We start from the raw sequence: 13,279 nt of genomic DNA, 5'->3' as shown, positions 1-13,279 counted from the left end.
CCGAAGAAAGCGCGCTCAGTTGCGCCGGTCCAGCACGAAATCAACGCTGTGACGCAGATGATTGGCGCGCTCGCCGAAAATATCGAGGTGCGACCGGGTCTGGGCCGCCAGGAGGTTCACTCTTTCCTTGGCAGCATCCAGGCCCAGAAGGGTGACATAGTTGGTCTTTCCCATGGCGGCATCCTTGCCGCCGGCCGCCTTGCCCAGAACGGCTTCGTCGCCTTCGGCGTCGAGAATGTCGTCGACGATCTGATAGGCCAGACCCAGGTCCTGGGCGAAGCCCATCAGGGCGGCGCGCTCGGAATCCTTGGCCCGGGCAATGATCAGCGGAATTTCAAAGGCGAAAGCGATTAATGCGCCGGTTTTCAGGCGCTGCATGCGGGCGACGGCCCCCAGGTCATCCCGAACGCCGAGAATATCGATCATCTGCCCGCCCACCATGCCCTTGGCGCCGGAGGCGATCGCCAGCTTTCGCACCAGCTCGGCGCGAATATGGCCGTCGTCATGGGTATCGGGATGGGCCATGATCTCGAAAGCCGAGGTCTGCAGGGCGTCGCCGACAAGAATCGCCGTGGCCTCGTCGTACTGCTTGTGGACGGTCGGACGCCCCCGTCGGACGTCGTCGTCATCCATGGCCGGCAGGTCGTCATGCACCAGGCTGTAGGCATGGATGCATTCCAGGGCGCAGGCCGCCCGCAGGACCGGCCGCTCGGGCAGGTCAAACATCTTGCCGGTTTCGAGGGCAAAGAAGGGCCGCAGGCGCTTGCCGGGCCCCAGGGCCGCATAGCGCATGGCCTCGGTCAGTCGGCTCTCGGGCCCATCGGCGCGCGGCAGCAGCTCGTCCAGCGCCACCGTAACGATGTCGGCCGACTGAATGATGCGTCGTTCCAGATCGATCAAAACAGCTTCCCTCCATCCGGCGCCGCGCGGTCCACGCTCAGAAGCACCACATCGCCCGCCGCGTCCGGAAAGCCCAGACAAAGCACTTCGGACATCAACGGACCGATCTGGCGTGGCGGAAAATTGACCACCGCCGCCACACGGCGTCCGACCAGTTCGCCGAGGGCATAATGCTTGGTGACCTGGGCTGACGAGCGCTTGACACCGATCAGCGGGCCAAAATCGATCGTCAGCCGGTAGGCCGGCTTGCGCGCCTCCGGAAACGGCTCGGCCTTGGTTACCGTCCCGATGCGGATGTCGACCTTTTCGAAGTCGTCATAGGTGATCGGGGTGGACGCCATCAGGCAAAGTCCGCCGGCTCTGCGCTCACGGCACCGCCCTGACCCAGAACGATTTTTTCGACCTTCAGGCGCGCGGCCTCAAGCTTCTTTTCGCAGTGCGCCTTCAGGGCCGCGCCACGCTCGTAGAGGTCGATCGACTGTTCCAGCGGAGCCTGGCCAGATTCCAGCTTGGAAACGATACCTTCCAGCTCGGCCAGGGCCTGCTCGAAGCTCAGTCCGCCGAGATCTCCGTCCGTGGCTTTGGTGGCGTCGTTCATTTCAACTCCGGGGAGAACCACCGCACCCTAGTGGGGCGGGAAGATGCGGGCAACGACCTAGAATGAGCTCAGGCTTATGGGAAGCGGCAATGCGACCTGACAGACTCAGGCGAGGGTGAACCGCTTCTGGCTCCAGTAGCCATGGCCTTCATCCAGCAACAGTCGCGCGCCCTTTTTCCGCAGCGAGCGGGCGATCATCCAGTTGAAGAAGCCGTGGGCCAGAACCAGCACGTCCTGGCCGCTCCCGGCCAGTTCAATCAGCAGATCAGCCGCCTGGTCGGCCCGGGCCTCCGCCTGGGCACGGGATTCCTGGCCGCTATGGTGGTTGAAGAACCACCACCAGAACCGGGCAAAAAAGCCCAGATGACTGGGCGACATGCTGATCCAGCCCGGCCAGGGCGGTGGCGGCAGGGGAGCCTCGACAAAAAGCGGGTCCGTCGCAAAGGCCCGGCTTCCACAGACGGCCTGTGCGGTTTCAATCGAGCGTCGGCGGGTGGAGGCGATGAGGGTGCCGGCCGTCCGACCGATCTCGATGAGGGACGATGGCGGCGTCTGGCCTGTCTTCAGCCCGCCCACCTCATAAAGCGCCCACCACTCCCCATAGGCCTTGGCATTCAGCCTAACGCTGCGCGACAGGGCCGGTTCGCCGTGGCGGGCCAGGGTGATGAGGCCCGAACGTGCGGGCTTGACCCCGGCGAGGCTTTGGTCGGCGTTGCTTGCGTCGGCCATGTTCCAGAGAGAGCGACGGCAGACCGTCGATCCCTTTACTCCTCCTGCAGAGCGCTGACATGCGCGGCGGCCGAGCGCCCCAGCGCCTGGAGGTCGTAGCCGCCCTCGAGCGAGGAAACAATACGGCCCCGCGAGCGGGCATTGGCGACCGATACAATGGCCCGGGTCGCCCAGGCGAAATCCTCGGCTTCCAGGTTCTGGGCCGAAAGCGGATCGCGGACATGGGCGTCGAATCCGGCCGAAACCAGGATCAGGTCCGGCGAAAAGCCGTCCACCAGATCCATCAAACCCTCGAATCGCCCTCGCCAGGTCTCGCGGGCGGCATTGGGCGCGACGACGGCATTGACGATATTGCCCAGGCCCGTTTCGGACGGATCGCCGGTGCCCGGATAGAGGGGCGACTGGTGGATCGACGCGAAAAAGACGGTCGGGTCGTGCTCAAACGCCGCCTGGGTGCCGTTGCCGTGGTGAACATCGAAGTCGATGATGGCCACCCGGCCCAGACCAGAGGCCTGGGCTACCCGCGCGGCGACGGCCACGTTCGAGAAGACGCAAAAGCCCATGGCCACGCCCGGCTCGGCATGATGGCCCGGCGGCCGCACGGCGCAGAAGGCTCTCCTCCCCTGGCCTGAGGCGACCTGGCGAACGGCCGAAACCGCCGCCCCGGCGGCGCGTCGTGCCGCGACCAGGCTCCCGGGGGTCAGGATGGTGTCCGGATCCAGGGCATGCCGACCAGCCTGGGGGGCCACGGCCAGCACCTTGTCGACAAAGGCCTGAGGATGCACCAGGGCCAGGTCCGCAAGGTCGACCAGCGGGGCATCGTGAGCTTCCAGGTCGAGGGTGGCGTCGTCGCCCAGGGCGTCGATCACGGCCTGCAGGCGCTCCGGACGCTCGGCGTGGCCGTCACCCGGCCGATGGTCGAGCATGTCAGGATGGGTGAACAGGGAGACGCTCATGCCCCATAGCTATCGCAGGCTGGTATTGGACGAAACAGGGCGATCGCGGTTATCAGGAGCGATATGAGCCTTTCCCTCCGACGCGCCACGATCGACGACGCCGACACGGTTTCCAGCCTGGGTGCCCGCACCTTCGCCGAAACCTTCGACTATCTCTATCCGCCCGAGGATCTGGAGACCTTCCTGGCCTATGCCTATGGCCTGGAGCGGACGCGCAACGACCTGGCTCACCCCGACAAGGCCACCTGGCTGCTGGAAGATGACGGCGAGGCGATTGGCTATGCGACCGCCGGTCCCTGCGATCTGCCCCATGGTGACGTCCGGCCGGACGATGGGGAACTGAAGCGGATCTATGTGCTCAAGGACCATCAGGGCGGCGGCAAGGGATCGATGCTGCTGAACGCCGCCCTCGACTGGCTGGAGAAAGACGGGCCCCGCCCTCTGTGGATCGGCGTTTGGTCCGAGAACTTCGGGGCCCAACGACTCTATGGGCGACTGGGATTTGACAAGGTCGGCGAGTACTTCTTCCCGGTCGGAGAGACCCGCGACCTGGAGTTCATTCTGCGGCGAGGCTGAGGCCCTGCGGCCTTTTGGCCGGACGGCTGCTCGTCCTTCTGAACGGATGCAGGGACGGTTGCGTCCCGTTTAAGAACGCTCCACACTCCGAACAACTGTTCGAAAGTGTGCGCCGATGTTCCTTCGCTTCTTCTCCGAACTGCGCCAGGCCAAGGTGCCGGTGAGCCTCCGCGAGTACCTGATGCTCATGGAGGCCCTCGACAAGGACGTGATCGACCGCTCGGTCGAGGATTTCTATTTCCTGTCCCGGGCCAGCCTGGTGAAGGACGAAAAGAACCTCGACAAGTTCGACCGCGTGTTCAGCCACGTGTTCAAGGGACTGGAATCGGTCAGCGACGGCATCGCTGCGGACATTCCAGAGGAATGGCTGAAAGCCCTGACCGAGAAGTTCCTGACCGATGAGGAGAAGGCGGCCATCGAGGCCATGGGCGGCTTCGAAAAGCTCATGGAGACCCTGCAGGAACGCCTGAAGGAACAGAAAAAGCGCCACGAGGGCGGCAACAAGATGATCGGCTCGGGCGGCACCAGCCCGTTCGGCAACAACGGCTACAATCCCGAGGGCGTCCGCATCGGCCAGGACAAGAGTCGTCATGGCCGGGCCGTGAAGGTCTGGGACAAGCGCGAATACAAGAACCTCGATGACAGCGTCGAACTGGGGACCCGCAACATCAAGGTCGCCCTGCGTCGTCTGCGCAAGTTTGCCCGCGAAGGCGCCGCCGAGGAACTGGACCTGAACGGCACCATCCGTGGGACGGCCGAAAAGGGCTATCTCGACATCCAGCTACGGCCCGAGCGGCGCAACAAGATCAAGGTGCTGCTATTTTTCGACATCGGCGGTTCGATGGACGGCCACATCAAGCTCTGCGAGGAGCTGTTCAGTGCCGCCAAGACCGAATTCAAGAACCTGGAGTTCTACTATTTCCACAACTGCCTCTATGAGGCCGTCTGGAAGGACAATCGCCGCCGGCAGGTCGAAAAGATCCCGACCTGGGATGTGCTCCACAAGTTCCCCAGCGACTACAAGGTCATCTTTGTCGGTGACGCCACGATGAGCCCCTATGAGATCACCTATCCGGGCGGCAGCGTCGAGCATTGGAACGAGGAGCCGGGTGCCATCTGGATGCAGCGCGTGGCCGACATCTATCAGAGCGCCATCTGGTTGAACCCGACCCCCGAACGGCACTGGGACTACACCCAGTCGATCGGGGTGATGAAGACCCTGATGAATGACCGCATGTACCCTTTGACCATCGAGGGCCTCGACAAGGCCATGCGCGAATTGGTCCGGGCCTGAAGACGTCCGCGAAACCAAGCCCCTATTCTCCCCCTCCCCAGCTTGGGAACCAAGCCACATGCAGACCGGCGGCCCGGCAGGTGCCGGTCGCCGGACCGCGCTGTCCAAGGCCTCCCGCAGCGTTGAGCCAAACTGTCAGACGCGCCAGCATTTCGTCAGGTCGCGGTCCATCTTGACGCTTGCGCCAATTTCGAACGCCCGTAAGACTTCCCCACGGGTAAAGGGGAAATCGTAGTGAGTCCGACCACCGACGCCGCCGTCTCGCCTCTTCTGACTGAAGGGGTAGCCGAGGCCGCCGAGACTGAAGCCGCCACCAAGAATCTGGTGTTTGTTGCCGCCGAGCGGCTCTTCGCCCTGCATGGCTTCCAGAACGTTTCGGTCCGCGACATTACGGCTGCGGCCGGCGTGAACCTGGCCTCAGTGAACTATCACTTCGGATCGAAGGACGCCCTGCTGCTGGAGATCTTCCGGCGGCGCACGGCGGAACTGAACCGCGAACGGGCCCGCATGCTGCACGAGGCCAATGACCGCCACGCCGGCAAGCCAACCGTGCGCGACGTTCTGGCCGCCCTGCTGACCCCGCCCCTGCGTTGGCTGGCCCCCGATCACGAGCGCCGGATCTCGCTGCAGTTCCTGATCCGGGCGCGCAGCGAGGGTACCGACGATATCCGTCAGATCCTGAAAACCGATGTCTCTCACCTGCGACGTTTTTCTGACGCCCTGCTGATCGCCCGGCCGGACCTGTCGCCGGAAGACGTCTACTGGCGCCTGCACTTCACGCTCGGCATGCTGCACAATAATCGCTTCGCCGAGTTTGATCGCCTGAACGTCCTGTCAGAAGGCACCACCAGTGAGGGCGATGTCGTCGCCCTTTTGGCACGCATGCTCGCCTTCGCCGAGGCGGGCTTCGCAGCCTAGGATTTGCCCCGCCGACCCGCGACTTGCCCGGGGAGAGGGGCCAGACCGTCGCCCGGAAAACCGGCGCAAACACAATTTAACATTCTTAACAGGCGATCGGCCTGTACAGGCGTCACACAGATAAGCATAAGTTAATGTGCACGCTGGGGGACGCGAGCGAAAGGGGACGTTCGGATCGATGCGGGGGTCTGTCATCATCAAGGGCGCGCTGGTCGCGGCCGGGTTGGGAGTGGTCGCTACGACCGCCACCGCCCTGTCGACTCAAGCACCTGCGCCCTATGATGGGACACTGACCCTGGCCGGCGGTGAAGCCGCCATCGATCCGGACGCCCCGATTGCCACGGCGCGCTATGGTGACGCGCCGCGCCGGCCCGCAGCAGCCGTTTCCGAAGCCCTCCCCCCCTCGCCCATCGATCTGGCCGGAGCGGTTGCACCTTTGGCCGGCGGCCCGGCGATAACGGCCGTCGCTGCGCCGGCCCAGGTCACCCAGATTGCATCCGCCGCCGAGGCTCGCCCCAAGCCTGCCATTCAGACGCTCGCCGAGCCGCGCCAGCCGGTGCGGACCACGACCGTGGCAGTGGCCGATTCGCGCCCGCCGGCACTTTCCCTCTCTCGCTCCAAGGCCGGGCGTATCCCGATGGTCAAGGTCGAGGACATCGATATCCAGCCGTTCGGGTCGGCCTATGAGCCCTCGACCATGCAGCGGTTGTCGGTGAACGCCTCTGCCCTGATGGGCAAGATGAGCGGCGTCGCCCAGGATCCCCGAAGGGGGCGTTGGGTGTTGTTTGCCGCCAGTTCTGGCCAGGCCCTGAGCTGGAATGTTATCCGCAGCTCCATTGACGGCTGGCGGGGCTCCGGCTGGTCGCAGGAACGTCTGACGCGGTTCGGCACCCACCAGGTCGGTATCGGCTGGCGGAAGAACGGCAAGCAACTGTCGCTGAGCGCCACGCGCCGCAAGCTGCAGGCCGAGGCCTATTCAGACCGTGATATGGTTTACGGCCTGACGCTCTCGATCAAGCCCAAGCGCTGATCTGCCGGGCCGTTTTCGGCAAGTCGGCGGCCGTAGGCTCTGCGTCCCGGCCACCGCTTATCCCTTAGACTAGCCCCGGGCGGCCGCGATGCGTGCCCTGGCGATCTGGTCGGCCACGAGATTGGCCGGACGCTTTTCAGCGATCGACTGGTCAATGACCTCGCCCAGGGTCTGGGCCAGGCGGTCCAGCTTCGTAGCAACCCACTGACCGTCAAAGCTGCCGCCCGCTTCGAGGGCGCGAATTTCGGCCGCGACATTGATGATGCCGCCGCCATTGATGACATAGTCCGGCGCATAGAGGAGGCCGCGGTCAAACACCGCCTGGCCGATCATGGCGTCGGCCAGCTGGTTGTTGGCCCCGCCGGCGATGACCTTGACCTTCAGGCGCGGCAGGGTCGCGGCGGAAATTGCACCGCCCAGGGCGCAGGGCGCAAAGACATCGGCCTCGACATCAAAAATGGCGTCGGTCGGCACGATGGTGGCACCGGTCTTGGCGGCAACCTCGTTCAGAGCGGTCTGGTTGACGTCGGCGATGGTCAGAACCGCGCCGGCGGCATGCAGCTTCTCAGCCAGGTAGGCCCCCACATGGCCCACCCCCTGGATGGCGACGCGCACACCGGTCAGATCGCGCTGCAGAGCGCGCTCGACGCAAAGGCGGACGCCCCGGAACACGCCCTCGGCAGTGACGGGCGAGGGGTCGCCCGAGGCGGCCGCATGGCCTTCGAGACCGGCGACATAGCGGGTGGTCTTGCGGGTGCTTTCCAGATCAGACGGCGAGACGCCGACGTCCTCGGCGGTCCAGTACTGGCCGTTCAGGCTGTCGACCGCGCGGCCGAAGGCCTCGAACAGCTCCGGCGTCTTCTGGCTGCGGCTGTCACCGATGATGACGGCCTTGCCGCCGCCGAAGTCGAGGTCGGCCATGGCGTTCTTGAACGACATGCCGCGCGACAGGCGCAGAGCATCCGTCAGGGCGGCCTGGCTGCTGGCGTAGTCCCACATGCGGCAGCCGCCTGCGGCCGGACCCCGGGCGGTCGAGTGAACAGCGATAATGGACTTCAGACCGGTTTTTTCGTCGAAGAAGGTATGGACGCCTTCATGTCCCTCGAAATCGGGGGAATCGAACAAGGTCATGCCGCAGGTCTCGCCTCAGACAGAAGAATGCGCCGGGGTGTACGCTGACAGGCCTGCGCTCACAACCCCGAAGGCTTCTCCGGTGACGTCTGAGCCATGGCTTCCATGATCTTGACGCTGGCCGGGATCGGCGGCGCGCCCGATGGCCAGGGTTTGGCGGGGTCGTGCAGGAAGCTCTGGGCGTCGCGCCAGACGGTCGCCGCCTGCCGGTCGACGAGCAGCAGGTGCCAGCCTTTGGCATAGCAGGCCGTGCGGTGTTGAGGGCTCAGCCTGGCTGCGGCCTCGATCGTGGGTTGCTTGGGAATGATGTGGTCATTGACCCCATAGAACCAGGCCGTCGGGACCTTGATCCTGTCGGTCGAGCGCCAGGCCTGCTCCATCAGGCCGACCAGGCCGAAGATCGTGTCGGAGCGCGCGCCCCAGATCATCAGCGGGTCCCTGCCCATGCGGCGCAGTTCGTCGACATTGTCCGTGGGCATGACCTTGCGCACCAGCCAGTCAGGTGGCTCGACCACCCAGCCCCCCACCATGTGGGCGCTGACCCACAGACTGGCCCGATTGGGCAGGGGCTGCCCGGACCAGCCCCAGACGGCGGGCGCGAACAGCAGCAGGCGATCGACGGGCGGCGGCTCGGGATCGGTCATGGCGGCGATCGCCAGTCCGCCGCCCATGCTGATGCCGGCCAAGGCGATCTTCGCGCCCGGATGTCGCTCGCGAACCAGGGCCACGCAGGTGCGCACATCCTCGATCACCACCCCGACCGGTGCCCAGATCCCTCGCTCGGGCGACCGGCCAAAGCCGCGCACATCGAAGGCGTAGGTGGCGATCCCCTGCCCGGCCCACCATTCGGCAGCCAGATGATAGGCCTTGGAATAGTCGTTCATGCCGTGCAGGCCGACGATCACCCATTCAGGCTCAGCCTGAGCCGGCAGCCAGGTTCGCAAACCCAGCCGCGCGCCGTCGAAACTGACGAAATCCTCGCCCTCGAAGCGCGGGCCGCGAAACCCCAGCGGCCCCAGGTCCAGCCTCTGGGTCAGGGGTGTGCAGCCGCCCAGCGCGGCGGCGGAGGCGGCAAGCAGGAGGCTTCGGCGGTTCATGCGGCCAGAATGCCCGCCACGCGCTGGCGAAGATAGGGCGTGACCTCGGCCTCGAACCACGGATTGCGCTTGAGCCACGCCGTATTGCGCCATGACGGATGGGGCAGCGGCAAGATAGTCGGCCCAAAGGTCTGCCAGGCCGCGACCGTTTCGGTCATGGTCCTGCCGGTCCGCCCCTGCAGCGCCCAGGACTGGGCGTAACTGCCCACCAGCAGGGTCAGCTCGACCTTCGGAAGTTGCGCCAGCAGTTGCGGCCGCCAAAGCGCCGCGCAGCGCGGCGGCGGCGGATAGTCACCGCCCTTGGGATTGGTTCCGGGAAAGCAGAAGGCCATGGCCGCAACGCCGATCTCGGGCCGGCCATAGAAGGTTTCGCGATCGAGCCCCATCCACTGGCGCAGGCGCACGCCGGACGGGTCGTTGAACGGCACGCCGGTCTCGTGGACGAGTCGCCCCGGGGCCTGGCCGCAGATCAGGATGCGCGTCTCGGGTCGCACCCGAACCACCGGCCGGGGCACATGCGGCAGGTAAGGCGCGCAGGCGCGACAGGCGGCGATATCGGCGAGGACGGTGTCGAGCATGTCTGGCGAGGTCTGAGCGGCGGGCGGGGCGAACAGGCCGAGCCCTAGCCAATCGCCCAGAACAGATCGGCCAGCCTATAGCCGGCCGAGGCGACGCGAGCTTCAGACACGCTGCGGGCCCGGACCACATAGGACTCTGACAGCAGCGGTGAGTCGTCGGGCGAGCGTCCCGCCAGCAGCCGCCCACCGTCATAGGCCAGGGACCTGGCCAGAACACGACTTTGCGTGACCCAGCCCTGGTAGGCCGTCTGGCTGTCATGGTTGTCGCGCGGAACTGTGGATCGCGGATGCATTGCCGCTATCTGGCGGGCCAGGGCTTCGGAGCCGACCTCTCTTGAGCCAGGACGATCGACGATCCCGTCCCAGGTGTCGTGCAGGGTGTTTGGCGGTGCCTCCGGGCTTTTACGCACCCAGGCGATGGACCCGGCGCGGTCGCTTTTGGGAAAGGCCATCGATAGCCAATGCCCACCGTGCAGGGGCTGGTGCATGTCGCCGACGATGTGCATGACCCAGCACAGAGCGACAGCGCGCTGGGCATTGGGCGCACCCCTGTCCCGGGCCAGGGCCAGATTCGATCCAAAGGCCTGGTCGGCCTTGCCCACCGTGATCGGAAGGGCCCACCCCCAGGGCGTGACCAGCTTCAGGGCGTAGTGCCAGTCGGGCCGGTCGAAGGGCCCGTTGCGGATATCGTCTGGCCAGCGCGCCATCAGGGCAAACAGCCGCCGCTCCCGGGCTGGGCCACTCAGCCCCGCCAATTGCTGGTCGAACCGGGCCCGGTCGGGATGGTCGCGCATGATCGCCAGAATGGCCGTCACGGCCTGCGGATGCTCGGCCTTCAGGGTGTCATAGGCGATGTAGCCCGTCGCCATGTGGCCCTGGTCGTTCCAGGCCAGGGCCGGCGCAGGCGCGGCGAGCGCCAGGCACAGTACTGCCAGTGTCGTCGCTCGCCACGTTTTCATGCCGCGTCCTCCCGAGGGTAGACCCGACCCTACACTATCCGCCCAGGAAACCCCGCTCCTTGGCGATCACGGTCGCGAAGGACGGCCGCGCCAGCACGCCGTCAGCCCAGGCCTTGGCCTTGGGCCAGCGGCCGAAATCGAAGCCGGCATGCATCAGGTTGACGAACGGACTGGCCACGGCGATGTCGGCCAGGGTCAGGCGGTCCTCGATCAGGAAGCCGCTCTCGGGCGCAATTTTCTCCAGATAGTCCATCACCGGCGGCATCTCTTCCGCCGTGGCCTTTTCGACGGCCGCCATGTCGGATTCGACACCCATGAAGCGCGGTCCGACAACCAGGTTGAAGAAGATCTTGCCAGCCGCACCAACGAAGATGCTGTCGGCGAATTCCTCAAACCAGATCGCCCGGGCGCGCGCTCGGGCTTCAGCGGGGATCAGGTTGGGCTCGGGATAGGCCGCTTCCAGATAGGTGACGATGGCGCTGGAGTCGGAGATCTTGAAGTCGCCGTCCTGAAAGCCCGGAATCTTCTTGAACGGGCTGATCTCCAGAAACTCAGGATCCGGCGAGCCGGGCCGGGCGACCTTGTTTTCGAAGGTCAGGCCCTTCTCGGCAGCGAAGGCCATGGTCTTGCGCACGAACGGCGACAGCGACGAGCCGTGAATGATCATTCGGTGAACTCCCTTTTGTTGGGGGTCATAATTCACCGATTGAGTTTCGTTTCAAGACTTACAATTTTGGACCCGCTCTCCCCGGCGAAGGCCGGGGTCCAGATTCAGCCTGAGCGTCCGAGGATGATCCGAGATACGGCTGACCAGATCAGCAATCGCTCTGGGTTCGATCTGGGCCCCGGCCTTCGCCGGGGAGAGCGGACAGGGGCTTAGGCGTCGTCGTCCTCAGCCTGATCCTCAACCACCGTCTCAAAGCTGGTCGGGTCGCCAGGCAAACGGGTGCGGAGGCGATAGACGCCACGGAATTTTTCCGGATCGACCGGCTTGTTGTGGCGCAGGATCACAATGGTCCCGGCGCGGGCCAACTCGATGGCATTGGTGCGCACATGGCCCAGGATCTGCTGCCAGCGCTCGGGCTGCACCGCCTTGGCGACGTTCATCGGGTCGATGGACTTTCCCTCCGGCAGGCCTGCCAGCTGGGAAAGAATGGTCTCTTGGATCGGGGTCGTCATGGGCGGCTCCATGCCATGGATCGTTGCCTTACGCGAGGGACGGCTTGCGCGCCAATCGACGCGGCTCTAGCTCAGGCCTGACGAATTTGCGGGGATGAGCAGATGGATGGTGGCAATGACGCGCCCGGCGGGCCGCGACTGGTCGAGAGCGGCGACTGGGCCGGCTGGCGCACCTGGTCGGGTCTGGATCCGTTTGAGGACCAGTCCGGACCCTTCTTTTTCAAGGAAGACGACGCCGGCCGGGTGACCACCGCCTTCCTGGCCGAGACCCGCCACATGAACGGCGGCGGCTTCATGCATGGCGGCTGCATGATGACCTTCGCCGACTTCTCGCTGTTTGCCATCGCCTGGAAGGAACTGGCGGGCCAGCATGCCGTGACCGTCAGCCTGAACGGCGAGTTCATGGGCCCGGCCCGGCCCGGCGACCTGGTGACGGCCACCGGCGAGGTCACCAAGGCCGGCGGCTCGCTGCTGTTCGTCCGCGGACTGGTCTCGACCGGCAGTTCGCCGATGCTGAGCTTTTCCGGCGTGATCAAGAAGATCAGGAACCGGTAGACCCTCGGTAGCTGCTCCCCCTCTGGGGGAGCTGTCGCGGAGCGACTGAGGGGGTGAATGCGGCCTTAGCCGAGCTAGCCCCCTCCGGCCCTCTGGGCCACCTCCCCCAGAGGGGGAGGATCTCGCTAAACCCCCGCCTTAGCCGCCGGCCTCTGCATCATCTGCTCCAGCCAGCGCCCGACATTCACCAGCTCCGCGTCCGGCCTGAACTTGACCATCCGCGCAAAGTCGATCCCCGTGACCGCCAGGATGTCGGCGATGGTCACCCGATCGGCGGCGATGAACTCGCTGTCGGCCAGGCGGCGGTCGAACACCTTTAGCGCCCGCTCGGCGGCCTTGCGGTTGGTATCGGCAATTTCCGGGATCTGGGTTTCGATGGCGGCCAGGGCCGGATGGCCGTGACGCACGGCCATCATCAGCGGAGTCGACAGCAGCATCTCGGCACGCCGCGTCCACATCTCGATCACGGCGATCTCGCGGGCATCGCGGCCAAACAGGTTCGGCTCGGGATAGAGGCTCTCCAGATAGCGGCAGATGGCCACCGACTCGGTGATGGTGGTGGTCTCATCGATCTCCAGCGCCGGCACATTGGGCAGACCGGCCTTGGCGAGATAGTCGGGTGATCGATGCTGGCCGCCGAAGATGTCGACATCAACGATCTCGATGTCCTCGATGCCCTTTTCGGCCATGAACCAGCGCACACGGCGCGGATTGGGGGCGCGGCGGCTGTCATAGAGCTTCATGGCGAGGTCCTCCCGTTTTGACCGGAGGATGAGCGG

At 65.4% G+C, this 13,279-nt stretch carries 17 protein-coding genes; 5 read left to right on the top strand and 12 right to left on the bottom strand.

The window, feature by feature from the left end; genetic code table 11:
- Positions 1 to 15 precede the first annotated feature (15 nt).
- The 5 genes from ACW17U_RS04630 to ACW17U_RS04610 form a co-directional block, all read right to left on the bottom strand.
- Positions 16 to 900 carry a polyprenyl synthetase family protein gene (locus ACW17U_RS04630; RefSeq protein ID WP_062147587.1) on the bottom strand — a complete coding sequence of 295 codons (885 nt, stop codon included), beginning with the start codon at positions 898 to 900 and terminating at the stop codon, positions 16 to 18.
- Positions 897 to 1,241 (bottom strand): tRNA-binding protein, encoded by a 345-nt coding sequence (locus ACW17U_RS04625; protein WP_062147590.1) that lies wholly within the window; start codon positions 1,239 to 1,241, stop codon positions 897 to 899. The genes ACW17U_RS04630 and ACW17U_RS04625 overlap by 4 nt, the downstream gene beginning before the upstream one ends.
- Positions 1,241 to 1,498, bottom strand: a complete 258-nt coding sequence (locus ACW17U_RS04620; RefSeq protein ID WP_062147594.1) for an exodeoxyribonuclease VII small subunit — start codon at positions 1,496 to 1,498, stop codon at positions 1,241 to 1,243. Before ACW17U_RS04620 ends, ACW17U_RS04625 begins: the two co-directional genes overlap by 1 nt.
- Positions 1,499 to 1,603: 105 nt before the next feature.
- Positions 1,604 to 2,227: a histidine phosphatase family protein gene (locus ACW17U_RS04615; RefSeq protein ID WP_492055020.1), complete on the bottom strand. Its 624-nt coding sequence runs from the start codon at positions 2,225 to 2,227 to the stop codon at positions 1,604 to 1,606.
- A gap of 35 nt (positions 2,228 to 2,262) precedes the next feature.
- Positions 2,263 to 3,183, bottom strand: a complete 921-nt coding sequence (locus ACW17U_RS04610) for a histone deacetylase family protein (RefSeq protein WP_492055019.1) — start codon at positions 3,181 to 3,183, stop codon at positions 2,263 to 2,265.
- A 63-nt stretch (positions 3,184 to 3,246) separates the two neighbouring features.
- On the opposite strand from ACW17U_RS04610, the gene ACW17U_RS04605 reads away from it, so the two are divergent.
- The 4 genes from ACW17U_RS04605 to ACW17U_RS04590 all read left to right on the top strand — a co-directional run bounded on the left by ACW17U_RS04605 (position 3,247) and on the right by ACW17U_RS04590 (position 7,001).
- Positions 3,247 to 3,759 carry a GNAT family N-acetyltransferase gene (locus ACW17U_RS04605; protein WP_062147603.1) on the top strand — a complete coding sequence of 171 codons (513 nt, stop codon included), beginning with the start codon at positions 3,247 to 3,249 and terminating at the stop codon, positions 3,757 to 3,759.
- A gap of 115 nt (positions 3,760 to 3,874) precedes the next feature.
- Positions 3,875 to 5,053 (top strand): vWA domain-containing protein, encoded by a 1,179-nt coding sequence (locus tag ACW17U_RS04600; protein WP_062147605.1) that lies wholly within the window; start codon positions 3,875 to 3,877, stop codon positions 5,051 to 5,053.
- A 234-nt stretch (positions 5,054 to 5,287) separates the two neighbouring features.
- Complete coding sequence (locus ACW17U_RS04595; protein ID WP_062147607.1) at positions 5,288 to 5,971, top strand: TetR/AcrR family transcriptional regulator; 684 nt, start codon at positions 5,288 to 5,290, stop codon at positions 5,969 to 5,971.
- A gap of 178 nt (positions 5,972 to 6,149) precedes the next feature.
- Positions 6,150 to 7,001, top strand: coding sequence for a hypothetical protein (locus ACW17U_RS04590; protein ID WP_062147610.1), 852 nt, complete (start codon positions 6,150 to 6,152; stop codon positions 6,999 to 7,001).
- A gap of 69 nt (positions 7,002 to 7,070) precedes the next feature.
- Here ACW17U_RS04590 and ACW17U_RS04585 read toward each other — a convergent pair whose 3' ends face one another.
- From ACW17U_RS04585 to ACW17U_RS04560, 6 genes are all read right to left on the bottom strand, one after another.
- Complete coding sequence (locus ACW17U_RS04585) at positions 7,071 to 8,132, bottom strand: Leu/Phe/Val dehydrogenase (protein WP_492055018.1); 1,062 nt, start codon at positions 8,130 to 8,132, stop codon at positions 7,071 to 7,073.
- Between the two features lie 59 nt (positions 8,133 to 8,191).
- Positions 8,192 to 9,229 carry an alpha/beta hydrolase gene (locus tag ACW17U_RS04580; protein ID WP_492055017.1) on the bottom strand — a complete coding sequence of 346 codons (1,038 nt, stop codon included), beginning with the start codon at positions 9,227 to 9,229 and terminating at the stop codon, positions 8,192 to 8,194.
- Positions 9,226 to 9,807 (bottom strand): uracil-DNA glycosylase family protein, encoded by a 582-nt coding sequence (locus tag ACW17U_RS04575; RefSeq protein ID WP_492055016.1) that lies wholly within the window; start codon positions 9,805 to 9,807, stop codon positions 9,226 to 9,228. The genes ACW17U_RS04580 and ACW17U_RS04575 overlap by 4 nt, the downstream gene beginning before the upstream one ends.
- 44 nt (positions 9,808 to 9,851) lie before the next feature.
- Positions 9,852 to 10,766, bottom strand: a complete 915-nt coding sequence (locus ACW17U_RS04570; RefSeq protein ID WP_492055015.1) for a S1/P1 nuclease — start codon at positions 10,764 to 10,766, stop codon at positions 9,852 to 9,854.
- A gap of 34 nt (positions 10,767 to 10,800) precedes the next feature.
- Complete coding sequence (locus ACW17U_RS04565; protein ID WP_492055014.1) at positions 10,801 to 11,433, bottom strand: glutathione S-transferase family protein; 633 nt, start codon at positions 11,431 to 11,433, stop codon at positions 10,801 to 10,803.
- 209 nt (positions 11,434 to 11,642) lie between these two features.
- On the bottom strand, positions 11,643 to 11,945 hold the full coding sequence (locus ACW17U_RS04560) for a DUF3253 domain-containing protein (RefSeq protein WP_062151617.1): 303 nt from the start codon (positions 11,943 to 11,945) through the stop codon (positions 11,643 to 11,645).
- Between the two features lie 102 nt (positions 11,946 to 12,047).
- Here ACW17U_RS04560 and ACW17U_RS04555 point away from each other — a divergent pair, with 102 nt between their 5' ends.
- The gene (locus tag ACW17U_RS04555) at positions 12,048 to 12,500 is read left to right on the top strand and encodes a PaaI family thioesterase (RefSeq protein ID WP_492055013.1); all 453 of its coding nucleotides are present in this window, start codon (positions 12,048 to 12,050) and stop codon (positions 12,498 to 12,500) included.
- Positions 12,501 to 12,625: 125 nt separating this feature from the next.
- Here ACW17U_RS04555 and ACW17U_RS04550 read toward each other — a convergent pair whose 3' ends face one another.
- The gene (locus tag ACW17U_RS04550) at positions 12,626 to 13,243 is read right to left on the bottom strand and encodes a glutathione S-transferase family protein (RefSeq protein ID WP_492055012.1); all 618 of its coding nucleotides are present in this window, start codon (positions 13,241 to 13,243) and stop codon (positions 12,626 to 12,628) included.
- Positions 13,244 to 13,279 lie beyond the last annotated feature (36 nt).

The organism is Caulobacter sp. AVps16 (assembly GCF_058681455.1).
Note: the sequence above shows the minus strand (reverse complement) of the source record. Positions and strands in the feature narration are given on the sequence as shown.

Coding starts and splice junctions, on each gene's coding strand:
- ACW17U_RS04625 (WP_062147590.1), bottom strand. CDS start 1,241: ATGGCGTCCACCCCGATCACCTATGACGACTTCGAAAAGGTCGACATC.
- ACW17U_RS04620 (WP_062147594.1), bottom strand. CDS start 1,498: ATGAACGACGCCACCAAAGCCACGGACGGAGATCTCGGCGGACTGAGC.
- ACW17U_RS04615 (WP_492055020.1), bottom strand. CDS start 2,227: ATGGCCGACGCAAGCAACGCCGACCAAAGCCTCGCCGGGGTCAAGCCC.
- ACW17U_RS04610 (WP_492055019.1), bottom strand. CDS start 3,183: ATGAGCGTCTCCCTGTTCACCCATCCTGACATGCTCGACCATCGGCCG.
- ACW17U_RS04605 (WP_062147603.1), top strand. CDS start 3,247: ATGAGCCTTTCCCTCCGACGCGCCACGATCGACGACGCCGACACGGTT.
- ACW17U_RS04600 (WP_062147605.1), top strand. CDS start 3,875: ATGTTCCTTCGCTTCTTCTCCGAACTGCGCCAGGCCAAGGTGCCGGTG.
- ACW17U_RS04590 (WP_062147610.1), top strand. CDS start 6,150: ATGCGGGGGTCTGTCATCATCAAGGGCGCGCTGGTCGCGGCCGGGTTG.
- ACW17U_RS04585 (WP_492055018.1), bottom strand. CDS start 8,132: ATGACCTTGTTCGATTCCCCCGATTTCGAGGGACATGAAGGCGTCCAT.
- ACW17U_RS04580 (WP_492055017.1), bottom strand. CDS start 9,229: ATGAACCGCCGAAGCCTCCTGCTTGCCGCCTCCGCCGCCGCGCTGGGC.
- ACW17U_RS04575 (WP_492055016.1), bottom strand. CDS start 9,807: ATGCTCGACACCGTCCTCGCCGATATCGCCGCCTGTCGCGCCTGCGCG.
- ACW17U_RS04570 (WP_492055015.1), bottom strand. CDS start 10,766: ATGAAAACGTGGCGAGCGACGACACTGGCAGTACTGTGCCTGGCGCTC.
- ACW17U_RS04565 (WP_492055014.1), bottom strand. CDS start 11,433: ATGATCATTCACGGCTCGTCGCTGTCGCCGTTCGTGCGCAAGACCATG.
- ACW17U_RS04560 (WP_062151617.1), bottom strand. CDS start 11,945: ATGACGACCCCGATCCAAGAGACCATTCTTTCCCAGCTGGCAGGCCTG.
- ACW17U_RS04555 (WP_492055013.1), top strand. CDS start 12,048: ATGGATGGTGGCAATGACGCGCCCGGCGGGCCGCGACTGGTCGAGAGC.
- ACW17U_RS04550 (WP_492055012.1), bottom strand. CDS start 13,243: ATGAAGCTCTATGACAGCCGCCGCGCCCCCAATCCGCGCCGTGTGCGC.